We start from the raw sequence: 22,024 nt of genomic DNA, 5'->3' as shown, positions 1-22,024 counted from the left end.
GCACTTCAGCGAAGCAGCACCAGCTCCTCCGCCATGCTGGGGTGGAGGGCGACGGTGTCGTCGAACGCCTTTTTGTTGAGACCCGCCTTCACCGCGACGGCTGCGGCCTGCAGGATTTCGGGCGCGTCCGGGCCGATCATGTGCAGGCCCAGAATGCGGTCAGTCTCGGCCTCGCACACCATCTTGTAAAGCGCGCGCTCGTTGCGGTTGGCGAGCACATTCTTCATCGGGCGGAAGTCCGACGAGTAGACGCGTACCGCGCCATATTTCTGCTTCGCCTGGCTCTCGGTCAGCCCGACACCGGCGAGCGGCGGATGGCTGAACACGGCCGAGGGAATGCAGTGATAATCCACGCGCCAGGGCTTGTTGCCGAACACGGTGTCGGCGAAGGCCTGGCCCTCGCGGATCGCCACGGGCGTGAGCTGAACGCGGTTGGTGACATCGCCGACCGCATAGATGCTGTCGACGGACGATTTGCTGTCTTCGTCGACCACCACCGCGCCATGCTTGTCGAGCTGGACGCCGGCTTCTTCGAGGCCGAGACCCTTGGTGTGGGGCACGCGGCCGGTTGCGAACAGGATCACGTCGACGTCCATCGGCTCGCAGCCATCGAAGGTGACGTGCAGGCCCTCGTTCGTCTTCTCGATGCTCCTGAAGGTCGAGTTGAACTGGAAGTTGATGCCCTTGGTCATCGAAATCTGCAGCAGCCGGTCGCGCACGCTCTCGTCATAGCCGCGCAGGATCACGTCGGTGCGATTGAGGATCGTCACTTCCGATCCGAACTCATGGAAGATGCCGGCAAATTCATTGGCGATGTAGCCGCCGCCGGCGATCAGCACACGCTTGGGCAGGGCTTCGAGATGGAAGACTTCGTTGGACGTGATGCCATGTTCGGCCCCCGGCACCTGCGGGACCGCCGGCCACGCGCCGGTTGCGATCAGGATGTAACGCGCCGTGATTTCGCGGCCACTCGCGAGCCGGACGCTGTTGGGTCCGGACACCGTCGCCCGCTCCAGGATGATCTCGACCTTGTTGTTCTCGAGCGTGGTCGTGTAGGCGCCGTTCAGTCGCTCGACTTCTGCCAGCACATTGTCGCGCAGTGTCGGCCAGTCGAAGGCGCAGCTGGGCACGTCCCAGCCGAAGCGGCGGGCGTCGGCCAGGTCTTCGGCGAAGTGGGCGCCATAGACGAGCAGCTTCTTCGGAACGCAGCCGCGGATCACGCAGGTGCCGCCGACCTTGTGCTCCTCCGCGAGCGCCACCCGCGCGCCGTGCGCCGCGGAAACGCGCGCAGCCCTGACACCGCCGGAGCCGCCGCCGATCACGAACAGGTCATAGTCGAAATCAGCCATTCCTCACCTCCGGCCGGCTTGTGGCGAGCTCGTGCGCGTATCGCCAATCACTTTCCTGCATCACTTCGATCGACCATGTCGCGGCTGCAGCCACACGGCCTTGTCCGCGAAGTCGGTGACGATCCGGAATTTGCGTAGCAGTTTCACGCCCACATTCGCGTCCGCCGCATTGGCTTGCTCGTCGATCGCGGCGCGCACGTCGCGGAAGGTCACGCCGGCGATACGGATTGCCCGCACCGTCACGATCCGCCGCTGCACGGCACCGCCAATGCCGCCGCCGCCCTCTACGCCATGGCTCCGTGCCCATAATCCGGTCTTCTGGGCAAAGGCCTTGCCGATCAGCAGATCGGACCCGTTGCCGAGATCGAACTCGGCCCGCGCCGCAAAGCCTTCGATCGTCACCGGAATGGTCTCGATGCCGTGAAAGGTCTGGAGCGGGAGTTTGGTGCCTGCGGGGCGCCGGTCCCTGCCAATCGCTGCAACCTGACCGCCCTCGATATCGATCTGAAGGCGTGCCGCGTCGAACAGTTCTCGTCCGACGATGGCGTCGAGCTTGCGTCCGAACAGCCGCTTGCCGACATCGTCGAGATCGATGACGGCGAGCGTCACGTCCGGCAGGTCTACGCCCAACACGTCCAGTCGCGCATGTTCGACGAGCTCGGCTTCCGCCTTGCCGCCCGAGCCGCGGGCGGTCACCGCCTTGCCCTTGCCCATGCCGATCCGGCGCGCGAAATCATCGTCGACGATCGTCGACTCGGCAGCCGAATCGAGCACCGCTTCCGTCGCAACGCCATTGATGCGGGCGGGGATGAAGAGCCGGTCGCCGCGCACGGTCAGTGCCGCGGCGGCAAGCATCAGCGCGATCAATCGAATGCCCTCGCCATCAGCGCGCGGGTGGACGGATCGAAATCGTCGGTGCCCTGCTCGTCGATCGAGCGGGCGATCTGCTTGCCGAGTTCGACGCCGAACTGGTCGAACGGGTTGATGCCGAGCAACACCGCATTGGCGAAGGTGCGATGCTCGTAGAACGCGATGAGCGCGCCGAGCGTGGCAGGGTCGAGCCGTTCGAGCAGGATCGTGCTGGACGGTCGATCGCCGGGATAGGCGCGTTGCGGATCGTCGCTGTCCTTGCCGGTCATCAGCGCGGCGCCCTGCGCGAAGCAGTTGGTCAGCAGCGCGCGGTGATGCGCCTCGTCCTGATTGTCGCCGGCCTCGGCGACCGCGACGAACTCGAGCGGCACCAGTCTTGTGCCCTGGTGGAGCAGCTGAAAGACGGCATGCTGGGCATCGGTGCCGACGCCGCCCCAGGTGATCGGCGCGGTGGGCCAGGCGAGCGGCTCTCCGGCAGGGGTCACGCGCTTGCCGTTCGATTCCATTTCCAGCTGTTGCAGATATGACGGCAGCAGCCGCAGCCGTTCGTCATAGGCAAAGACCGCGCGGGTCTCGCAGCCGCGCAGCTGCGTGTAGTAGAGGTCGGCAAAGGCCGCGAGCAACGGGGCGTTAAGGGCGGGCTCGGCGAGGCGGAAGTGCCGGTCCATTTCGGCCGCGCCTTCGAGCAGGCTTTCGAACGCGTCCCAGCCGAGCGCGAGCGCGATCGGGAAGCCGATCGAGGACCAGAGCGAGTAGCGCCCGCCGACGCTTTCGGAGAAGGGCAGGATACGCGTTTCGTCGACGCCCCACTCCATGGCCTTTTCGGGCGAAGCGGTGAGCGCGACCACACGGCCATAAGGATCCTCGACGCCTGCCTCCGCCATCCAGCTGAGCGCGCTCGCGGCATTCAGCATCGTTTCCGTCGTGGTGAAGGTCTTGGAGGCGATCAGCAGCAAGGTCGCATGCGGATCGAAGTCCCGCGTCGCCTCTTCGAGCGCGGCGCCGTCGACGTTCGACACCACGGCGACATCATAGCGATCCGCATCGCGGCCGAGCGCGTCGATCAGCAGGTCGGGGCCGAGCGCCGAGCCGCCGATGCCGATATGCAGCACATGACGGATGTCGCCCAGTGCCCCGGCCTCGACCGCGTCGAGCAGGGCCCGCATCCGATTGTGGAAGGTCCGCGCTCGGGCGACGCTATCGGGGTGCCCCTCGCCGCGTTCGGCAGTATGTTCGGCAGCACGACCTTCGCTGGTATTGACGACACGGCCGCCGAACAGCGCGTCCCGCGCCGCGCGCAGGCCCTGTCGATCCGCGAGCGCCGAGAATTGCCGGACGAGATCCTCTGTCAGGTGCGTCTTCGACCAGTCGAAATAGATGCCGGCCGCGCCCAGGGTAAAGGCACCAAGCCGGCTCGGGTCGCTTTCGAACAACTTCGCGAGCGACACCTTCTCACTCTCGACCGGCCAGAAATCCGCCATGAACAATCTCCCTGCTCGCGGCTTCTAGTCGGCAGGCCCGAGCATGCAAGGAGGTCCGCCATGGCCAAGGAGAACGACCCCGAGATCATCATCGGCCGCGACGATGCCGAGGTGGAGCCGGAAGATCGGCCTGCCGACGCGAAGGAGCACGGCCACCCCCTGCCTGCCGCCGGCAACGCGCGTCACGGCACCATTCCGGAACATGTGGAGCGGGAGCGCGGACACGGCGACAATTAGGCGGCGGCAAGGTTCGCTTAACGCTGTTCCTTGCGCCGCCGTTAAGGCCGCGCGACTAGCTTTGAGCCGGAGAAGCCGGAGGAACGTCATGGCCGCATTCGGCCTCGGAGCGCGCGTGCAACAGGATCGCCGCGAAGCGCCGCGCGAGGAAGTCTATCATCGTACGCGCGGCATGCTGCCGGGTGGACAGACGGTGCCGCTGCAACTGGTCAACATCTCGGCCGGCGGGTTCATGGCGCGAACGGAAGCCGAGATCGAACCCGAAACGCCGCTGCGCATCCGCCTGCCCCTGCTCGGCGAGCGGGAGGCGGAAGTCCGCTGGGCGCTCGCCGGCCGGATCGGGTGTCAATTCGTGCGCCCGATCGACCTGGCGCAATATCTCGAGCTGCTCGGCGCGCTCGCGAAAGAGGTCCGCTAGTCCGCGGGAGCCGCCTTGGGCTTCGGTTCCGGCTTGCCCTTTTCATGGTGGCAGCAGTCGCGGTGCTGCTTGCAGCACTCGGCGCCTTCCTTGCAGCAATCCGCGGCGCTTGCCGTTCCCGCTGCGAATGCCAGGGCGATCACGAAGCCAGCCAGTCTCTTCATCATCCAACTCCTTTGGGGGCTGCCTAGCACGAGGGAGGTGGATTTCACCAGTCGCTAACCTCTGGACCGTAAAACCCGTAGCTCGGGAGGGCGGGACCATAGCACTGCAGCGCATTTCACCGGCCGAAGTTCAGCTTGGCATGTTCATCCAGGGCTTTGACGGCTCGTGGTTTGATCATCCGTTCTGGCGCACTCGCTTCGTGATCGCCAAGGAGAGCGACCTGCAGCGCGTGCGCGAAAGCGCGGTGGCCGGCGTGTTCATCGACGATGAGCGCGGCCTTGCCCCGGCGCCACAAATTGAGATCAGGTCCCCCGCCGCCGATTGGCAGCCGCCGGCGCGCCCTGTCCCGGCTTTCAGCCCGGCCTATGGAGCGGTGCAACAGCCCGCGGCTACCTTCGCCGGCAGCTATGGCCGGGCGGTCAAGCTGTTCGGTCGATCAAAGCGTGTCGTCTCGGCCATGTATTCCGATGTCCGGCTCGGCAAGGCCATCAAGGCCGAGAAGCTGGTGCCGCTCGTCGACGAGATTACCAGCTCGATCGACCAGAATCCGCAGGCCTTTATCAGCATCGCGCAGCTGAAGAGCCGGCACGAATACCACTATATGCATTCCGTCGCCGTCTGCGCGCTGATGATCAATCTGGCGCGCGAGCTGCGCTTCGGCGAAGCGGCCGTGCGCGATGCCGGTATGGCCGGGCTGCTGCACGACATCGGCAAGGCAGTCATGCCGCCCGAAGTGCTCGACAAGCCGGGCGCGCTCTCCGACGAAGAATATGAGGTGATGAAGACGCACCCGGTGCGCGGCCGCGACCTGCTCGCGCGCAGCAGCGGGGTCAATCACAATGCGCTCGACGTCTGCCTGCACCATCACGAGCGGTTCGATGGCACCGGCTATCCCGATGGCCTGACCGGCGATCGCATCACCCTGTTCGCGCGCATGGCCGCGCTCTGCGACGTTTACGACGCGGTGACGTCGGAGCGCTGCTACAAGCGACCCTGGACCCCGGTCGAAGCGGTGCAGACGATGCGTGGCTGGACGGGGCATTTCGATCCCGACATGTTCGAGATTTTCGTGAAGAGCGTCGGCATCTATCCGGTCGGCGCGCTCGTGAGGCTGAAATCGGGCCGTGCGGCGATGGTCATCGGTGAGAACCCCGAAGACCCGTCGCGCCCGCCTCTGCTTTCGGTCGCCGACGCCCTTCACCCCGAGGTGGAGCGGATTGATCTGGGCTCTGACGAGATCGTCGGCATGGAGTCGGAAGAGACGCTCGAGCTCGAAAACTGGGAAACCAGGCGCACCAACCTGGTCAAGCGTTTCCGCTCCTGACCGCTACCCGCTTCTGAGCAGGTTCACGCCGGCGTCGCGCTCGAACAGATAAAGCGCCAGCCGCGCCGCCTGGCCGCGCTCTCCTTCCAGGCCCCGGTCCCGATCCACGAGCAGGCGCGCGTCCTGCGAGGCAATCGGCAGCAGCTCGCCCAACAGCTCGGCCGTGGCCAGCTTGAAGACATGTTCGCCGGACTGGCGGGTGCCGAGCAACTCGCCGGGACCGCGCAGCATCAGGTCCTCCTCGGCGATCCGGAAGCCGTCGTTGGTGTCGCGCATCAGCGCCAGCCGGGACCGGGCGGTTTCACTGAGCTGTCCCGAGCGGAGGAGAAGGCACACCGACTTGCCCTCCCCGCGCCCCACCCGCCCGCGCAGCTGGTGGAGCTGGGCGAGGCCGAAGCGGTCGGCATGTTCGATGATCATCAGCGTCGCGTTCGGAACATCGACACCGACCTCGATCACGGTGGTCGCGACCAGCACAGACAGCCGCCCGCTCGCGAACGCCGCCATGACGGAGTCCTTTTCCGGACCTTTCATGCGGCCATGCACCAGGCCGACACGCTCGCCGAACCGGAGCTGCAGGGTGGCGGCGCGTTCCTCGGCGGCGGCGAGGTCGCTCTTCTCGCTCTCTTCGACCAGGGGACAGACCCAATAGGCCTGGCCGCCTTTGGCGATGTGCCGGCCGAGCCCGTCCACCACCTCGGCCAGCCTATCGTCCGAGATCACGCGCGTTTCGATCGGCTGACGGCCGGGCGGCATCTCGTCCAGCCGACTGACGTCCATTTCGCCATATTGGGTGAGCGTCAGCGTGCGCGGGATCGGCGTGGCGGTCATCACCAACAGATGCGGCGGGCGCTCGGCCTTGGCGCTCAACATGAGCCGCTGGGCGACACCGAAGCGATGCTGTTCGTCAACCACAGCAAGGCCTAAGCGGCGATAGCTCACACTTTGCTGGAAGATCGCATGCGTGCCGACCAGGATGTCGATCGAGCCATCCGCCAAACCCATCAGCGTCGAGTCACGGCTCCGGCCTTTCTCGCGTCCGGTCAGGATGGCGACATTGACGGGCAGCCCGGCGAGCATTCGGGTGAGGGACTCGAAGTGCTGGCGAGCTAGGATCTCGGTCGGCGCCAGTAAGGCGCCTTGCGTGCCCGCCTCCACCGCGATCAGCAGCGACATCAAGGCGACAAGCGTCTTGCCCGACCCGACATCGCCCTGCAGCAGCCGTAGCATCGGGGTGGACTGGGCAAGATCGCCCTCGATCTCCCGCACCGCCCGGCTCTGCGCGCCGGTCGGTGCATAAGGAAGCTTGAGCGCTTCCCGGAGGCGACCATCGCCTGCAAGCGGCTGCCCCTTCCGCCGTCGGGTCGAGGCGCGCACCAGCATCAACGCCAGCTGATTGGCGAAGACCTCATCATAGGCGAGCCGGCACCGCGCCTTCTGGTCGGCGGGATCGGCGTGCACCGCAGCCAGCGCCTGGCGCCATGGCGTCCAGCCACGCTGGCGCAGCACGCTCGGCTCGATCCATTCCGGCAGTTCGGGTGCGCGGTCGAGCGCCTGTTCGACCAGTTGGCTCAGGCGGCGAGAGGTGATCCCTTCCGACAAGGGGTAGACCGGCTCGCGCGCTGCCGGGGCTTCTTCGCCCGGCTTCAGCACCAGATCGGGATGGACGATCTGCAGCCACTCGCCATAACTTTCGAGCTTGCCCGACACCGTCCGCGTCTCGTGCAACGGCAGCAGCTTCTTCGCCCAGCCCGGATTGCCGCCGAAATAGACGAGGCTGACATAGTTGCCTTGAGCATCGGTCGCATGGACGCGAAAGGGACCGCGGCCAGCAGCCTGGCGGTAATCGACGGGCGTCAGCGCGATCGTGATGACCTGCCCCACATCCCCCTGGTCGAGAATGGTCACGCGCTTCCGGTCGATCCACCCGCTCGGCAGATGAAAGGCAACATCGACGGCGCGCTTCAGGCCGAGCCGCTCCAGCGGCTTGCGCAGGCCCGGCCCGATGCCCTTCAGCGCCTCCACTTCGGCGAACAGCGGATTGAGGATTTCGGGTCGCATGCCTAAGTGCAGCGTCTAACCAGAAACCCGAGACGCTCCTAGCGTCGTTCGGGCAATCGTCCTTGGAGCCTGAATGGATCGCGAGACTCGCCTGAAACGCCTGCGCTTTCGCGCCTGGCACCGCGGCACCAAGGAGGCCGACCTGCTGGTCGGAGGATTTTACGACCGCCACGCGTCCGGGTGGAACGATGACCAGATCGGCTGGTTCGAGGCGCTGATGAACGAGCAGGATGTAGACATCATGGCCTGGGCGATCGGCTCGGCGCCGGTGCCGGAACGCTGGCAAGGCGAGATGATGAACCAGCTGCGCCGCGTCGACTATATTCCGATTTCGGATTGAGGAGAATCCGTTCGTTTCGAGCGAAGTCGAGAAACGTGTCTCGACTTCGCTCGACCCGAACGGGCTAAAGACATGCCCGACCTGAAGAAGATCCTTTCCGCTTCCCAGCCGCTCACCCTCGCCTCGGTGCCCGGCGGGTTCCTGCCCTGGCTGATGGCCGACCTTGCCCGGGCATCGTCGAAGCGTGCGGTGTTCATCGCCTCGGACGAAGCGGCGATGCGCGCGCTGGTCGATGCGGCCGGCTATTTCGCGCCCGAACTGGAGGTGCTGACCTTTCCGGCCTGGGACGTGCTGCCCTATGATCGCGCGTCGCCGTCCTTGCGTATCCAGGCGGAGCGGATTGCTGCCCTGCACCGGCTCCAGCAAAAGCCGGGCGCCGCGCAGTTGCTCGTCACCACGGCCAATGCGGCAACCCAGCGCACGCTGACGCCGTTCCGCATCCGCCAGCTGGTCGCGAAACTCGCGCCCGGTGAGCGGATCGACCGCGACCAGCTCGCCGCCAAGCTCAATGCCAACGGCTATCAGCGGGTCGACACGGTTGCCGAGGCCGGTGAGTTCGCCATCCGTGGCGGCCTGATCGATCTTTATCCGACCGGTGAGGAGTTTGCGCTGCGCCTCGATTTCTTCGGCGATGAGATCGAGAGCGTCCGCCAGTTCGATCCGGCCGACCAGCGCACCATTGGCCGCATCGACGGCTTTACGCTGATGCCTGCATCCGAAGCGCTGCTCGACGAGGAGAGCATCAAGCGCTTCCGCAGCCGCTACCGTGAGGCTTTCGGCGCCACTGCCACCGGCGATCCGCTCTATGAGGCCGTTTCCGAAGGCCGCCGTCTGGCCGGCATGGAGCATTGGCTGCCGCTGCTCGAAGACAGGCTGACCACCCTGTTCGATCATCTTGGCGACGATGCCGTGGTGGTTCGCGACTTCGGGTCAAGCGCAGCGGCGGACCAGCGCTTCGAAGCGATCGACGACTATTACGCGAATCGTCAGCGCGCCATGACCGCGCAGCCTGGCAGCTATCGTCCGATCGAGCCGCAGCGTCTCTACATCGCTGCGGACGAGTGGCGCGACGCCATCGATGCCCAGCCTGTGCACCTCGCGACGCCCTTCGCGGCGCCGGAAAGCGAGAAGAGCCTGGACTTTGCCGTCGAGGGCCCCCGCGACTTCGCGCCCGAGCGTGCGCAGAACGCGAATGTCTACGAGGCCGTCGTCAAGCACACGGCCAAGCTCAAGAAGGATGGCCGCCGCGTCGTTCTTGCCAGCTATTCGAATGGTGCGCGGGAGCGGCTCGCCAACCTGCTCGGCGACCATGGGCTGAAGGGGGCCAGGGCGGCGGACGACTGGCAGGATGCGCTCGGCACTGCTGACAAGGCCAATGCCGCGTTGGTCGTCCTGCCGCTGGATCACGGCTTCACCACCCCCGATGTGGCGCTGCTGACGGAGCAGGACATGCTCGGCGACCGACTGGTCCGCCGGCGCAAGCGGCGCAAGCAGGCCGATGCGTTCCTCAATGAGCTGGCAACGCTCAGCCCAGGCGATCTGGTCGTCCATGTCGATCACGGCATCGGCCGCTACGAGGGGCTGACCCAGGTCCCGGTCGCCAAGACGCCGCACGACTGCGTCGCGGTCAGCTATTCCGGCGGCGACAAGCTCTACGTGCCGGTCGAAAATCTCGAAGTGCTCTCCCGCTACGGCAGCGAGAGCGAAGGCGTGGCGCTCGACAAGCTCGGCGGCGAGGCGTGGCAGCGCCGCAAGTCGGCCATGAAGGAGCGCATCCGCGAGATCGCGCACGAGCTGATCAAGACCGCCGCCGAACGGGCGCTCCGTCCCGCGGAAGTCGCCGAACCGGACAGCGGCAGCTACCCGGCCTTTGCCGACCGCTTCCCCTATGAAGAGACGGACGACCAGGACCGCGCGATCGAGGATGTGCTGGGCGACCTGTCCGCCGGCAAGCCGATGGATCGGCTGGTCTGCGGCGATGTCGGTTTCGGCAAGACCGAAGTCGCGCTCCGCGCCGCCTTCGTCGCTGCGATGTCGGGTCTGCAGGTGGCGGTAGTCTGCCCGACCACCCTGCTCGCCCGCCAGCATTTCAATACCTTCAGGGAGCGCTTCCAGGGCTTTCCGCTACAGATCGGCCGCCTGTCGCGGCTGGTGCCGCCCAAGGAAGCGAAGGAAACCAAGCAAGGGCTCGCCGAGGGCAAGATCGACATCGTCGTCGGCACTCATGCGATCCTGGCGAAAGGCATCGAATTCAAGTCTTTGGGGCTCGTCATTGTCGACGAGGAACAACGTTTCGGCGTCACGCACAAGGAGCGGCTGAAGGCACTGAAGACCGACGTTCACCAGCTGACCCTGACCGCGACGCCGATCCCGCGCACGCTGCAGATGGCCATGTCGGGCCTGCGCGAGCTGTCGGTGATCCAGACGCCGCCGGTCGATCGGTTGGCCGTGCGCACCTATGTCATGCCCTGGGATCCGGTCGTGCTGCGCGAGGCGCTGCTGCGCGAGCATTATCGTGGCGGTCAGAGCTATTTCGTCACGCCACGAATCTCGGACCTGCCCGACATCGAGGAGTTCTTCCGCAAGGACGTGCCGGAAGTGCGCTATGTCGTCGCGCACGGCCAGATGTCGCCGACGGAAGTCGAGGAGCGGATGTCGGCCTTTTACGACCGCCGCTACGACGTGCTCGTCTCGACCACCATCATCGAAAGCGGCATCGACATTCCGAGCGCCAACACGCTGATCGTCAACAATGCCGATCGCTTCGGCCTCGCCCAGCTTTATCAGCTGAGGGGCCGCGTGGGCCGCGCCAAGATCCGCGCCTATGCCTATCTGACCACGCCCGCCGACACCGCGATCACCGACACGGCGGAAAAGCGGCTGAAGATCCTGTCCGATCTCGACAGCCTCGGCGCCGGCTTCCAGCTCGCCAGCCACGACCTCGACATTCGCGGCGCGGGAAACCTGCTCGGCGACGAACAGTCAGGGCACATCAAGGAAGTCGGCTTCGAACTCTACCAGTCGATGCTCGAAGAGGCGATCACCGAAGCCAAGATGGGCGGCCGGCGCGCCGAGGAACTGCGCCGCGACGAGTTCTCGCCGACCATTACCGTCGACGTGCCGGTGATGATCCCGGAGGAATATGTCCCCGATCTCGACCTGCGCATGGGGCTCTATCGGCGCATCAACGAACTCGACAATGCCGAGCAGATCGAAGGCTTTGCGGCCGAGCTGATCGACCGGTTCGGCAAGCTGCCGGCCGCGACCGAGAACCTGATCCGGCTGATCGAGATCAAGCTCAACGCCAAGGCGGCCTGCGTGTCGAAGATCGAAACGGGACCGCGCGGTGCCGTCGTGACCTTCCACAACGACACGCCGCCCGACGTGCCGGCCGTGCTGCAATATGTCGAGAAGATCGGCGAGACGGCCAAGCTGCGGCCGGATTCCAAGCTCGTGATCACCCGCGACTGGGCGAACCCGAAGCAGCGGCTGAATGGCGCGCTGCAGCTGTCGCGTGGGCTGGCGAAGCTCGCGGCCTAGGCGCGCGGCCGCGTCTCGGGCATCGTCAGCAGGACCGGTAATACTCCGATCGCGACCACCGCGATCATGAAGCCGGGCACCAGCGGCGATCCCGTGGCGGCCATCAGGCGTTGCGCCACATAGGGGGCGAAGCCGCCGAAGATCGCCGTCGCGGCCGTGGCGCCGAGGGCGAGGCCGCTGAGCCGACCCTCGCCCGGAAACAGCTCGGCCGTGGTCACCGCGCCGACTGCGCTCACGCCGCCGCCCACCGCGGCGAGGATGACTGCGCCGACCAGCACCCGCAGGTCCGAAGCGGCTGCCATCCAGGCGAACATCGTCGCCGGCAGTAAGGCGGCGCCGGCGCAGAGCAGGAGCAGCATCGGCTTGCGCCCGATCCGGTCCGCCAGCAGCCCGACGACCGGCGTCACCAGAATGACCACGACCGCCGCAAGCGTGGAGAGCCAGAGCGCCTGCCCTTCGCCCAAGCTGTTCGTCTCGGTCAGAAAGGCCGGCACATAGGTGATACCGACATAGTAAGTGATCGAGCCGAGCGCCGAGATGGCAAAGCCGCGGGCGATCGCCGCGCGATATTGCAGCGCGAAGCGCAGCGGTCGCGCCGGTACCGTGCCTCGTGCCACCTGCCGCTCGAACTCGGGCGATTCCTGCATGGTCGAGCGGGCGAGCAACACGCTGCCGGCCAGCACCGCGCCGACGAAGAAGGGAATGCGCCAGCCCCAGGCTTCGAGGGTCTCGGCGTCGAAAGCGCTGACAGTGATCGCCGCCACCCCCGCCGCAAACAAGGCGCCTATCTCGCTCGCCATGGCGGCCAGTGAGGTGATCAAGCCTCGGCGCTCTCGAGGGGCGCCTTCGAGCAGATAGGCGACCACGCCGGTATATTCGCCACCGACTGAAAAGCCCATCAGGCAGCGCAGCAACATCAACAGCAATCCCGCAGTCGAACCGATCGCGGCGTAGGTGGGCAGCAGGGCGGTAGCGAGCATGGCGCCGGTCATGATGGCCATCGATGCGAGCATGGTCGGGCGACGGCCATGGCGATCGCCGAAATAGCCGAACACGGCAGCCCCGATCGGGCGCATCAGATAGGCGACCGCGAACCCGCCGAGCGTCGTTGCGAGCGACGCCTCGCCCCCGCCGAAGAAGACGCGCGAGAGTAGGGTCGCCATGTAGAGGTAGAGGGTGAAATCATACCATTCGACCACGGTCGAGAAGGCGGCGATCGCCATCGACTTGCGCGTGATCGTGCCGGCGGGCGCTGGCATCAGCGCGCGCCCACCAGTGTGACCAACTGCTCCACGCCGATCGGGGCCGCGCAGAGAAATCCCTGGTAGAGCGTGCAACCCTCGGCGGCCAGCAGCGCCAGCTGCTCCTCGGTCTCCACTCCTTCAGCGATGACGCCGATGCCGAGCGAGCGCCCCATGTCGATGACGCCGCGCACCACCACCCGGTCGCGCGGCGAGCCGGTGATGTCCTGGCTCAGCCGCTTGTCGAGCTTCAGATAATCGAGCGGCAACGCCTTGAGATAGGCGAGGCTCGAATAGCCGGTGCCGAAATCGTCGATGGCGACCCGGCACCCGCCCTGCCGCAGCTGCGCCAGCGCGGTCGCCGCCGAGGCGAGATCGTCGATGAAGCTCTCCTCGGTAATCTCGAGGGTTACCCGGCTGCGCGGGAAGCCGCTGGCGTCGATCCGGGCGAGCATGTCCTCGGCAAAGCCGGCGCGAGCGATCTCCTCCGGGCGCACGTTCAGCGACAGGCGCAGGTGGTTAAGCGACGCGGGCCAGGCGCTTGCCATCGTCAGCGCGCGCTGCTGGATGTGCTCGGTCAGCACCGCGACCAGTTCGGCCCGCTCCGCCGCCGCGAACAGCGCGTCCGCGCCCACTTCGCCGAGTTCGGGATGACGCCAGCGCGCGAGCGCCTCGACGCCTTCGATCCGCCCGCTGACGATGTCGACCTGCGGCTGGAAGAGCGTTTCGATCTGCTCGTCACCGATCGCGCGCCGCAACTCCTCGGCGAGCCGCGCGGCGCGGGGAAGCGGGTCGGCGCCGTCAGCGTCCAGGATGCGGATCGCACTGCCCTGCACGTCGCGCGCATCGGCGAGCGCGGCACTGGCGCGCCGCAGCGCCTGCCCCGGCTCCTCGCCTAGGCTCAGCACCCCGCCGATCTTGGCAGTCAGGAAGAAGATGTCGGGCGCGGCCACGAAGCGCTGCTCGACCGCCTGCTGGATGGCGGCGGCGACCAGGCCGAGCTCCTCGGCATCGGCGTCGGTGAGCCCGACGAGGAATTCGGCCCCGGCCATGCGCGCGATCCAGCCGCGAGCGGCCACCGCCGCCCGTACCGCGCCTTCGATCCGCCGCGCCGCCGCCTGGAGCAGTGCGTCACCGCCGGCGCGGCCATAGAAATTATTGACCAGCTCCAGCCGATCGAGCCCGACCAGCAACAGTCCGAGCGGCCGCGCCTCCGCAGCACGCGCGGCCAGCCAACGCCGTGCGGCGGCTCCGTCCATCAACCCGGTGAGTGGATCGCGTCGCAGGCCGGGAGCAGACCCCTCTTCCGCGCCGAGCGGCTCGACCAGACCCGATGCCCCTGCTTCGGCGACATTAAGGTGATGAACCGCCCGGCCGCCTTGCGACAGGCTATGGGAGAAGGCGGTCGTGCCATAGCCGGACTTCAGCCGCTGTCGCGCCGCTCGCGCCGCATCCCGATCGCCGCGCGACAGGAGGCGATAGGCCTGACGGACCGAGATCGTACCGTTGTCCACGCCAAGCTGCCCCGCCAGCGCCTCGCTGAGGTTCAGCTGGCCGTTGCGATAGGTCCAGCTGAGATCCTCCTTTTGCCGCAGCGCCGGACGGCTGATCGTGCCCCCCAGCCGTTCGGCATGCCGCGCTGCGAAGCGCAGCGCCTGCAGCAGCTCCGCCTCGTTGAACGGGCTGGCGAGATAGTGGGTGGCACCGGCGGCGAACACATCGCCCAATCGCGCGACATCGTTGCGGGAGAGCAGGACCAGCAGGCTGGCGGCATTGGCTTCGGCGGCATCGGCTAGCGCGCGGATCGCGCCGATCGCCTCGTCGAAGGCACCGCGCCCGTCCACCAGCGCGATGGTCGCCCCACTGGCGATGAAGCGCTGCTCGGCGCCGGCGGCCCGTCGCGCGGCGATCGACCGCCACCCTCCCCGGCTCACGCAGTCGGTGAGTTCGTCACGGTGCCGGAACGAAAGAATGAACAGAGCCGCCGCCTCGCCCGAGGCAGGGGCCGCCACTTCGGCCAAATCGACGCTCCCCGTTATATTTTGGGCCATGGTAGCGATTTCCGGGACGCTGCCAATGGCTTGCCGCATGCGCCGCCCCACCATAAACCCCCCAGGCCATGATCTGCCCTCGCCCAAGATGATCGCCAAGCGTGCCCTGGTCGCCTCGACCGTCGAGACTGCGCAGGAGGCGGAGCAGATGCTGCGCGCGCGATGGGATTGGGTGCCGGTCGAGGATGCGGACCTGATCGTGGCACTCGGCGGCGACGGCTTCATGCTGCAGACGCTCCACCAGATGCTGGAGCGGCGGCGGATCGTCCCGGTCTATGGCATGAATCGCGGCACGGTCGGCTTTCTGATGAACGACTGGAGCCTGGATCGCATGGAAGAGCGGCTCGCCCGCGCCCGGCGCTTCGAGGTCACGCCGCTGCGCATGGAAACTGAGACGGTGGACGGAGAGCGAAGCGTGCTGCCCGCGATCAACGAAGTCTCGCTGCTGCGCGAGACGCGGCAGACGGCAAAGCTGGAAATCACCGTCAGCGACCGGGTGGTCCTGGACGAGCTGGTCTGCGACGGGGTGCTGGTCTCCACGCCCGCCGGTTCGACCGCGTATAATCTTTCGGCGAATGGCCCGATCCTGCCGCTCGGATCGTCGCTGCACGCGCTGACGCCGATCAGCCCGTTCCGGCCCCGGCGCTGGCGCGGCGCGATCCTGCCGGACAGCGCCACTGTCCGCTTCCGCGTGCTCGAGCCGGTCAAGCGCCCGGTCAGCGCGGTCGCCGACCAGCGCGAAGTGCGCGACGTGGCAGCGGTCACCGTCTCGATCGACCGCAGCGCCAGCCTGTGCCTGATGTTCGATCCCGAACATGCGCTCGACGACCGCATCACCATGGAACAGTTCATCGTTTGAGCGGCTTGCATTGGGCGGAAGGCTTGTTATAGGCGCGGCCTCGCTCGTTCCCCGGTAGCTCAGCGGTAGAGCATCCGACTGTTAATCGGACGGCCGCCTGTTCGAATCAGGCCCGGGGAGCCAGCGATCCCGCACTACGGTCAGCTTGTCGCAGGCCAAGAAACCGGTTCCGCGGATGCAACGTTTCCTTGACGAACAGTTCAAGGAGTTTGCGATGAACACGATCCGGACCTTGGCGGTCGCCACGACCGCCCTGCTCAGCATTCCCGCGTTCGGCCAGACTGCCGCGCCGGCACCGGCTGCGACCCCGTCGGCTGCTGCCACGCCTGCCGCTGCTGGCGCTCCTCAGATCACGGCCGGCGCTCAGGTGAGCGGCCCCGATGGCGGAGCCGTCGGAACGATCGCCTCCACGGGCGCCGATTTCGCGGTCGTCAAGACCGACAAGCATGAAGTGCGGCTGCCGCGCACCGCCTTTGCAGCCGGCCCGAACGGGCTCGTCATCGGTCTGTCGCGCGACCAGCTGAACGCCCAGGTGGAGCAGGCCAAAGCCCAGACGGCCGATGCGCTGAAGGCCGGTGCGGTGGTCAATGGCAGCGGCGGTGCCCAGGCCGCGACCGTCGAGAAGGTCGAGGGCGAGTTCGTGACCGTCAAGCTGAAGAGCGGCAAGATGGTCCGCCTGCCGAAGGCCGCCATCGCGGCGGGTCCGAACGGGCTGGTGATCGGCATGACCGCCGATCAGCTCGAGGCTCAGGCGGCCGCTGCCGGGGGCTGATCCCCCACATAGACAGTCCAGCCGCCGCGCCTGCGCAGCACCAGCGCATAATAAAGCGCGGCGGCGAGCATCTGGATGAGAGTCGCGATCAGGCCGGGACGACCAGTCTCGGTATCCAGCCAGCTTGCCAAGAACACGCCTACCAGAGCGATGACGGTTACCAGCGGCGCGATCGGAAACCAGGGCATCCGGTAGGCGGCATGGCTCGTTGATCCGGTGCGGCGGCCGACGATTGCTGCCAGCGCGATGCCGAGATAGGTGACGGCGATCCCTGCCCCGCTCAGCACCAGCAGGAAGCGCAGCGGCAGGAAACAGGCGGCGCAGCTCACCGCGCCCACCGCCACCGTCGCGATCCAGGGGGATCCCAGCCGCGGATGGATGCGCGTCACCCACGGGTCGAGCAGCTTGCCCCAGATCGCGTCACGTCCCGTAGAGTAGAAGAACCTCGCATAAGCGAGAATGCCGGCGATGGCCGCGTTCAGGATCGCAAGCGCGATTGCAATGGCGAGCAGATCCGCGACCAGGTCCCCACCGCGCGCCCGGGCAAACCAACCGAACGGATCGGCGTGCGTGAAGAGCGTCGGCAGATCGGGTGCGCCAGCGATGGCGGCCGCCAGGGGAGCCAGCTCCAACGCGATCGTAAGCCCGGCCGCCAGCAACACCACGCGCGCGATGCGGTCGGCCGCCTCGTGCATCTCCTCGCCGAAATAGACGGCAAGGCCATAGCCGTTCAGCGCGAAGATGGCGGCGGTGGTGGCAAGGCCGATGCTGGTCGGCGTCGCGGGCATGAGGTCGGCGCCCATCACGGGTGCATCGAAGACGCCGCGCATGGGCTCTGCGAAGCCAAGCAGGATGATCGCGGCGAGCGCCGCCAGTTCAGCCAGCAGGAAGAGGCCGGTGAGCCAGGCGTTCAGGCGGATATGAAGTATGCCGGCAAGCGTCGACAGCGCGACCATCGTGATGGCGGTCGGGATCACCGGCAGGCCCGGCAGCACGCCCGAAAGCACGTCGCTCAGCCCCAACCCGATCACCGCCGGGAACAGCAGATTGTTGACCAGGTTGATCGCCAGCATCACGAACCCGGCGAGCGGCCCGAGCGTGCGGCCGACCATCACATATTCGCCCCCCGCGACCGGAAAGGCCGAGGACAGCTCGGCATAGACGAACGCCGTCGCTACACAGACGACCGCTGCGAGCAGCATCGCGATCAGGGCTCCGCTCCCGGCGACCTGCAGCATCTCCGGCACGATCACGAACACGGACGAGGCCGGCGTCGTTGCCGAGAGGGTCAGCAGCAGCACGCCGACGGTGCCGAGCGAACGCTGAAAGCTCATGCGCTCCACGCCTGCAGCAGCAGCCGCACCGCGACGTAGAGGATTAGCAGGCCCGTTAAGCGACGCAGCCAGGCGGCGGGAAGAAGCTCGATGCCGATTCGGCTGCCGATCTGACCGCCGACGAGCACCGAGAGAACGAGCGGCCAATATGCCAAGGCGACATCGACCAGCTCAGGCGATCCAGCCAGCTTGGTCAGCTGTCCGCCCAGTCCGGCGAGCGAGTTGGCGAGGATAAAGACCGAGGCGGCGGCGGCGACGCGCTTGGTGCGCTCCCAGCCGATCAGGTGCAGGACCGGCGCAAGGAAGATCCCGCCGCCAATGCCGACGATGCCGGAGAGGAGCCCGATCGGAGCAGCCAAGGCGGGACCGAGCAACGGCCAGCGACGCTCCTCCGCTTCCCGCTCCTGCTGGAGGAGCAGCAGCAAGGCCGCCACGATCAGCGAGCAGCCGAGCAGCAGCAGGAAGAGCTGCTTCGACACCGGCACCATCCCGCCGATCCACGCGGCGGGCACCGAGAGCGCAAGTAACGGCGCGAGCCGACGCCATGGCACCAGCCCCGCGCGGGCGAAGCGGATCGTGCCTCCTGTCGCGACGACCAGGTTGCAGACCAGCGCCACGACCGGGAACACGCGGTGGTCCACGCCAGCCAGCGCAAGCAGCGCATTATAGGTTGAACCGCCGGCAAAACCGACGCTGGCGTAGAGCGCGGCGGTGAGGGCGAAAAGAAGGGCGAGACCGAGCAAGGCTTAGGAGTAGCCGTTCGTATCGAGCGAAGTCGAGATACGCTTCTCGACTACGCTCGAAGCGAGCGGAGAACCTAGGCCCTTACAGCGCCCCGTGGCAGTGCTTGTACTTCTGCCCCGATCCGCACGGGCACGGCGCATTGCGGCTGACCTTGCCTTCCCACTGCGCCGGATCGTCGCCGAGTTCATCGGCCATTTGCGGCCGGGCAACCTGCAACGGCGGGAGGGTCATCGTGCCTTCGCCCAGGCTTTCGCCGTCCCATGTGTCGTCCTCGCCGGTGAGCGGGTCGATATGGGTGGTGACGAACTCCGGCATGGCGGGCAGCGGCGGCGGTGCGGCCATGAACTGGGCATGGGAGAGGACGCGCGTCACATCCTCGCGGATCACCTCCAGCATGCGCTCGAACAGGCCGAACGCCTCCTGCTTATACTCGTTGATCGGCGTCTTCTGCGCATAAGCGCGCAGGTGGATGACCTGGCGCAGCGCGTCGAGCGTCGACAGATGCTCCTTCCAGTGGAGATCGAGCGACTGGAGCAGCACGCTCTTTTCGACCTGTGTCCAGGTACCCGGCTCCAGCTCGCCAGCCTTGGCGGCCATCGCCTCGTCCGTGAGCGCGCGCAGCCGCTCCTCGACCATTTCCGGATCGACCGCTTCTTCCTTGATCCATTCCTCGACGGGTGGATCGATGCCGAGCACTTCCTGCGACCGGGTCTTGAGGCCGGCAATGTCCCATTGCTCGGGGTAGCTGTTCGGCGGACACGCCTCGCCGACCAGCACATTGACGGTCTCGTGGCGCATGTCCTCCACGACATCCTGCAGCGCGTCCGAATCCATGATGTCGGTGCGCTGTTCGTAAATGACCTTGCGCTGGTCGTTCATGACATCGTCATATTCGAGCAGCTGCTTGCGGATGTCGTAGTTCCGTGCCTCGACCTTCTTCTGCGCGGTCTCGATCGCCTTGTTGAGCCAGCGCGAACCGATCGCCTCGCCGTCCGCCAGATTGGCGTTCATCATCTTGGCGAACATCGTGTCCGGGCCGAAAATGCGCAGCAGGTCGTCGTCGAGTGACAGGTAAAAGCGGCTGAGGCCGGGATCGCCCTGCCGGCCCGAACGGCCGCGCAGCTGATTGTCGATGCGCCGGCTCTCGTGCCGTTCGGTGCCGAGCACGAACAGGCCGCCCGCCTCGATCACCTTCTGCCGCTCTTCCTCGACCTCGCGCTTGATGCGGGCGATCGCAGCGTCGCGGTCCGGGCCTTCGGGCAGACCCTTCAGCTCGTCCTCGACGCGGAACTCGACATTGCCGCCGAGCTGAATGTCGGTGCCGCGGCCGGCCATGTTGGTCGCGATCGTGACTGCGCCCGAACGCCCCGCCTGTGCCACGATATGCGCTTCCTGCTCGTGGAAACGGGCGTTCAGCACATTGTGCGGGACGTTCAGCTGGCGAAGAAACTGGCTGAGCAGCTCCGACTTCTCGATCGACACGGTGCCGACCAGTACCGGCTGGCCGCGGCCGCTATGTTCTTCGATCGACTTGGCAATGGCGGCGAATTTGTCCTTGATATTCTTGTAGAACTGATCGTCCTCGTCCACGCGCGCGATCGGCTTGTTCGTCGGGATGGTGACGACGTTCAGCTTATAGATGTCGTGGAACTCGCCAGCCTCCGTCGCCGCGGTGCCCGTCATGCCGGCGAGCTTTGGATACATACGGAAGTAGTTCTGGAAGGTGATCGAGGCGAGCGTCTGGTTCTCGGGCTCGATCGTCACGCCTTCCTTCGCCTCGACCGCCTGGTGCAGCCCGTCCGACCAGCGGCGACCGTCCATCATGCGGCCGGTGAACTCGTCGATGATGACGATCTTGCCGTCCTTGACGATATAGTCCGTATCGAGCTTGAACATGGCGTTGGCGCGCAGCGCCTGGTTCAAATGGTGAACCACCTGGGTATTCTCGAAATCATAGAGGTTCGAGCCCTCAAGCAGCCCGGCGGCCTCGAGCATGCGCTCCGCCTTTTCCGTGCCGTCCTCGGTCAGGATGATCGACTTCTGCTTTTCGTCGAGCTCGTAATCCTCGGGCACGAATTGCTTCACGATCGCGTCGACCTGCTTGTAAAGCTCGGACTTGTCGTCGGTCGGGCCGGAGATGATCAGCGGTGTGCGCGCTTCGTCGATCAGGATCGAGTCCACCTCGTCGACGATCGCGAAGTTGAACGGCCGCTGCACCATCGACGCGCGCTCGTACTTCATATTGTCGCGCAGATAGTCGAAGCCGAATTCGTTGTTGGTGCCGTAGATGATGTCGGCGGCATAGGCATCGCGGCGCTCCTGGTCCGTCAGGTTCGGCACGATCACGCCGACGGTGAGACCGAGGAAGCGGTAGATCTGGCCCATCCATTCGGAATCGCGGCGGGCGAGATAGTCGTTGACGGTGACGACGTGCACGCCTTCGCCCGGCAGCGCGTTCAGATAGGTGGCGAGCGTCGCGACCAAGGTCTTGCCCTCGCCCGTCCGCATCTCCGCGATCTCGCCGCGGTGCAGGACGATGCCGCCGACCATCTGCACGTCATAGTGCCGCTGGCCGAGCGTGCGCTTGGCCGCCTCGCGCACCGTCGCGAACGCTTCCGGCAGCAGGCTGTCGAGGCTTTCGCCATTGGCGAGCCGTTCGCGGAACAGCACGGTCTGGTTGCGCAGTTCGTCATCGGTCAGGGCCGAGATGTTGGTCTCAAAGCCGGCGATGCGGTTCACGATGGGTTGGAGGGATTTGACGTAACGTTCGTTGGACGAACCGAAAATTGCCTTGGCGACTGCGGCGAGCATGGATGAACCCTTGAATATGATGCTGGGTGCGGCCGTTCAGCCGCGCTTGAATCGGTAAAGACGTCAGCACGCGCTATTCGTTGCGGCGCTCGTTCACCGGGTGCGACTGAGGAGCAAGCGGAAGGCTCCGGGCCAAAGGCCGTGCTTCGTCCGACCGCAGGGACGTGTGGCGCGTTGCGAACTGGCGAACCGCCACCGAAGTCCGCGCCTGCTCGGTTCCCGAGACGAGCGAAGCGGCGATCATGGTCGGCTCGCCCGCACGCGCTGATGCCGGGCTGCCGGCGATGAGGCCGGTCAGACCCGCGATCATCGCGGACAGGAGAATCAGAAAGCGCAAAGCCAAGCCCATGCACAGCAGCGGAAACAGATCAGGCACATAGTATCGCCCCCGCCTTCCGTCCACCGTCTCCGCACCGGTCAACCATCT

General features: G+C 66.4%; 18 protein-coding genes and 1 tRNA gene. 8 read left to right on the top strand and 11 right to left on the bottom strand.

Annotation, left to right across the window (positions count from 1 at the left end; translation table 11 throughout):
* Nucleotides 1-5: 5 nt before the first annotated feature.
* The 3 genes from gorA to pgi are packed head-to-tail and all read right to left on the bottom strand — an operon-like array spanning nucleotide 6 to nucleotide 3,700.
* Nucleotides 6-1,349, bottom strand: a complete 1,344-nt coding sequence (gene gorA, locus HJG53_RS00180; RefSeq protein WP_171127236.1) for a glutathione-disulfide reductase — start codon at nucleotides 1,347-1,349, stop codon at nucleotides 6-8.
* A 60-nt stretch (nucleotides 1,350-1,409) separates the two neighbouring features.
* Nucleotides 1,410-2,216, bottom strand: a complete 807-nt coding sequence (locus tag HJG53_RS00175; RefSeq protein WP_171127235.1) for an aspartyl protease family protein — start codon at nucleotides 2,214-2,216, stop codon at nucleotides 1,410-1,412.
* Nucleotides 2,213-3,700 carry a glucose-6-phosphate isomerase gene (pgi, locus tag HJG53_RS00170; RefSeq protein ID WP_171127234.1) on the bottom strand — a complete coding sequence of 496 codons (1,488 nt, stop codon included), beginning with the start codon at nucleotides 3,698-3,700 and terminating at the stop codon, nucleotides 2,213-2,215. The genes HJG53_RS00175 and pgi overlap by 4 nt, the downstream gene beginning before the upstream one ends.
* A 60-nt stretch (nucleotides 3,701-3,760) precedes the next feature.
* Here pgi and HJG53_RS00165 point away from each other — a divergent pair, with 60 nt between their 5' ends.
* Nucleotides 3,761-3,937: a hypothetical protein gene (locus HJG53_RS00165; RefSeq protein ID WP_171127233.1), complete on the top strand. Its 177-nt coding sequence runs from the start codon at nucleotides 3,761-3,763 to the stop codon at nucleotides 3,935-3,937.
* An 88-nt stretch (nucleotides 3,938-4,025) separates the two neighbouring features.
* The gene (locus tag HJG53_RS00160; RefSeq protein ID WP_171127232.1) at nucleotides 4,026-4,355 is read left to right on the top strand and encodes a PilZ domain-containing protein; all 330 of its coding nucleotides are present in this window, start codon (nucleotides 4,026-4,028) and stop codon (nucleotides 4,353-4,355) included.
* On the opposite strand, the gene HJG53_RS00155 is transcribed toward HJG53_RS00160, so the two are convergent.
* A complete protein-coding gene (locus HJG53_RS00155; protein WP_171127203.1) occupies nucleotides 4,352-4,519 on the bottom strand; it encodes a hypothetical protein in 168 nt (55 codons plus the stop codon). The two genes, HJG53_RS00160 and HJG53_RS00155, sit on opposite strands and share 4 nt — an antisense overlap.
* Between HJG53_RS00155 and HJG53_RS00150 the strand changes: the two genes are divergently transcribed.
* Entirely contained in the window at nucleotides 4,483-5,844 is a 1,362-nt protein-coding gene (locus HJG53_RS00150) for an HD-GYP domain-containing protein (RefSeq protein WP_302477338.1), read from the top strand. The genes HJG53_RS00155 and HJG53_RS00150 overlap by 37 nt on opposite strands.
* Before the next feature lie 3 nt (nucleotides 5,845-5,847).
* Here HJG53_RS00150 and recG read toward each other — a convergent pair whose 3' ends face one another.
* A complete protein-coding gene (gene recG / locus HJG53_RS00145) occupies nucleotides 5,848-7,905 on the bottom strand; it encodes an ATP-dependent DNA helicase RecG (protein ID WP_171127230.1) in 2,058 nt (685 codons plus the stop codon).
* Between the two features lie 73 nt (nucleotides 7,906-7,978).
* On the opposite strand from recG, the gene HJG53_RS00140 reads away from it, so the two are divergent.
* On the top strand, nucleotides 7,979-8,245 hold the full coding sequence (locus HJG53_RS00140) for a succinate dehydrogenase assembly factor 2 (RefSeq protein ID WP_171127229.1): 267 nt from the start codon (nucleotides 7,979-7,981) through the stop codon (nucleotides 8,243-8,245).
* Nucleotides 8,246-8,317: 72 nt separating this feature from the next.
* On the top strand, nucleotides 8,318-11,785 hold the full coding sequence (mfd, locus tag HJG53_RS00135) for a transcription-repair coupling factor (RefSeq protein WP_171127228.1): 3,468 nt from the start codon (nucleotides 8,318-8,320) through the stop codon (nucleotides 11,783-11,785).
* Here mfd and HJG53_RS00130 read toward each other — a convergent pair.
* The gene (locus HJG53_RS00130; protein WP_171127227.1) at nucleotides 11,782-13,044 is read right to left on the bottom strand and encodes an MFS transporter; all 1,263 of its coding nucleotides are present in this window, start codon (nucleotides 13,042-13,044) and stop codon (nucleotides 11,782-11,784) included. The genes mfd and HJG53_RS00130 overlap by 4 nt on opposite strands.
* The gene (locus HJG53_RS00125; RefSeq protein ID WP_368039504.1) at nucleotides 13,044-15,038 is read right to left on the bottom strand and encodes a putative bifunctional diguanylate cyclase/phosphodiesterase; all 1,995 of its coding nucleotides are present in this window, start codon (nucleotides 15,036-15,038) and stop codon (nucleotides 13,044-13,046) included. Before HJG53_RS00125 ends, HJG53_RS00130 begins: the two co-directional genes overlap by 1 nt.
* Before the next feature lie 127 nt (nucleotides 15,039-15,165).
* Here HJG53_RS00125 and HJG53_RS00120 point away from each other — a divergent pair, with 127 nt between their 5' ends.
* The 3 genes from HJG53_RS00120 (at nucleotide 15,166) to HJG53_RS00110 (ending at nucleotide 16,708) form a co-directional block, all read left to right on the top strand.
* Nucleotides 15,166-15,936, top strand: coding sequence for an NAD kinase (locus HJG53_RS00120; RefSeq protein ID WP_171128053.1), 771 nt, complete (start codon nucleotides 15,166-15,168; stop codon nucleotides 15,934-15,936).
* 48 nt (nucleotides 15,937-15,984) lie between these two features.
* Nucleotides 15,985-16,059, top strand: a tRNA-Asn gene (locus HJG53_RS00115).
* 91 nt (nucleotides 16,060-16,150) lie between these two features.
* Complete coding sequence (locus HJG53_RS00110; RefSeq protein ID WP_171127226.1) at nucleotides 16,151-16,708, top strand: hypothetical protein; 558 nt, start codon at nucleotides 16,151-16,153, stop codon at nucleotides 16,706-16,708.
* Here the strand turns inward: HJG53_RS00110 and HJG53_RS00105 are convergent.
* From HJG53_RS00105 to HJG53_RS00090, 4 genes are all read right to left on the bottom strand, one after another.
* Nucleotides 16,684-18,042: an APC family permease gene (locus tag HJG53_RS00105; RefSeq protein WP_171127225.1), complete on the bottom strand. Its 1,359-nt coding sequence runs from the start codon at nucleotides 18,040-18,042 to the stop codon at nucleotides 16,684-16,686. The two genes, HJG53_RS00110 and HJG53_RS00105, sit on opposite strands and share 25 nt — an antisense overlap.
* On the bottom strand, nucleotides 18,039-18,785 hold the full coding sequence (locus HJG53_RS00100) for a sulfite exporter TauE/SafE family protein (RefSeq protein WP_171127224.1): 747 nt from the start codon (nucleotides 18,783-18,785) through the stop codon (nucleotides 18,039-18,041). The genes HJG53_RS00105 and HJG53_RS00100 overlap by 4 nt, the downstream gene beginning before the upstream one ends.
* An 82-nt stretch (nucleotides 18,786-18,867) precedes the next feature.
* Entirely contained in the window at nucleotides 18,868-21,597 is a 2,730-nt protein-coding gene (secA, locus tag HJG53_RS00095) for a preprotein translocase subunit SecA (protein WP_171127223.1), read from the bottom strand.
* 73 nt (nucleotides 21,598-21,670) lie between these two features.
* Nucleotides 21,671-21,973 carry a hypothetical protein gene (locus HJG53_RS00090; protein WP_171127222.1) on the bottom strand — a complete coding sequence of 101 codons (303 nt, stop codon included), beginning with the start codon at nucleotides 21,971-21,973 and terminating at the stop codon, nucleotides 21,671-21,673.
* Between the last annotated feature and the right edge of the window lie 51 nt (nucleotides 21,974-22,024).

The sequence above is a fragment of the Sphingomonas sp. ID1715 genome (assembly GCF_013044515.1).
In the GTDB taxonomy this organism is placed as follows: domain Bacteria; phylum Pseudomonadota; class Alphaproteobacteria; order Sphingomonadales; family Sphingomonadaceae; genus Sphingomonas_B.
The sequence above is the reverse complement of the archived record's forward strand: the minus strand, read 5'-3'. Positions and strand labels throughout refer to the sequence as shown.

What these genes read in the sequence shown, in the direction of transcription:
- HJG53_RS00130 (WP_171127227.1), bottom strand. Translation starts at nt 13,044, where the DNA reads ATGCCAGCGCCCGCCGGCACGATCACGCGCAAGTCGATGGCGATCGCC.
- secA (WP_171127223.1), bottom strand. Translation starts at nt 21,597, where the DNA reads ATGCTCGCCGCAGTCGCCAAGGCAATTTTCGGTTCGTCCAACGAACGT.
- HJG53_RS00155 (WP_171127203.1), bottom strand. Translation starts at nt 4,519, where the DNA reads ATGAAGAGACTGGCTGGCTTCGTGATCGCCCTGGCATTCGCAGCGGGA.
- HJG53_RS00110 (WP_171127226.1), top strand. Translation starts at nt 16,151, where the DNA reads ATGAACACGATCCGGACCTTGGCGGTCGCCACGACCGCCCTGCTCAGC.
- gorA (WP_171127236.1), bottom strand. Translation starts at nt 1,349, where the DNA reads ATGGCTGATTTCGACTATGACCTGTTCGTGATCGGCGGCGGCTCCGGC.
- recG (WP_171127230.1), bottom strand. Translation starts at nt 7,905, where the DNA reads ATGCGACCCGAAATCCTCAATCCGCTGTTCGCCGAAGTGGAGGCGCTG.
- HJG53_RS00140 (WP_171127229.1), top strand. Translation starts at nt 7,979, where the DNA reads ATGGATCGCGAGACTCGCCTGAAACGCCTGCGCTTTCGCGCCTGGCAC.
- HJG53_RS00120 (WP_171128053.1), top strand. Translation starts at nt 15,166, where the DNA reads ATGATCGCCAAGCGTGCCCTGGTCGCCTCGACCGTCGAGACTGCGCAG.
- HJG53_RS00160 (WP_171127232.1), top strand. Translation starts at nt 4,026, where the DNA reads ATGGCCGCATTCGGCCTCGGAGCGCGCGTGCAACAGGATCGCCGCGAA.
- pgi (WP_171127234.1), bottom strand. Translation starts at nt 3,700, where the DNA reads ATGGCGGATTTCTGGCCGGTCGAGAGTGAGAAGGTGTCGCTCGCGAAG.
- HJG53_RS00105 (WP_171127225.1), bottom strand. Translation starts at nt 18,042, where the DNA reads ATGAGCTTTCAGCGTTCGCTCGGCACCGTCGGCGTGCTGCTGCTGACC.
- mfd (WP_171127228.1), top strand. Translation starts at nt 8,318, where the DNA reads ATGCCCGACCTGAAGAAGATCCTTTCCGCTTCCCAGCCGCTCACCCTC.
- HJG53_RS00150 (WP_302477338.1), top strand. Translation starts at nt 4,483, where the DNA reads ATGCCAGGGCGATCACGAAGCCAGCCAGTCTCTTCATCATCCAACTCC.
- HJG53_RS00165 (WP_171127233.1), top strand. Translation starts at nt 3,761, where the DNA reads ATGGCCAAGGAGAACGACCCCGAGATCATCATCGGCCGCGACGATGCC.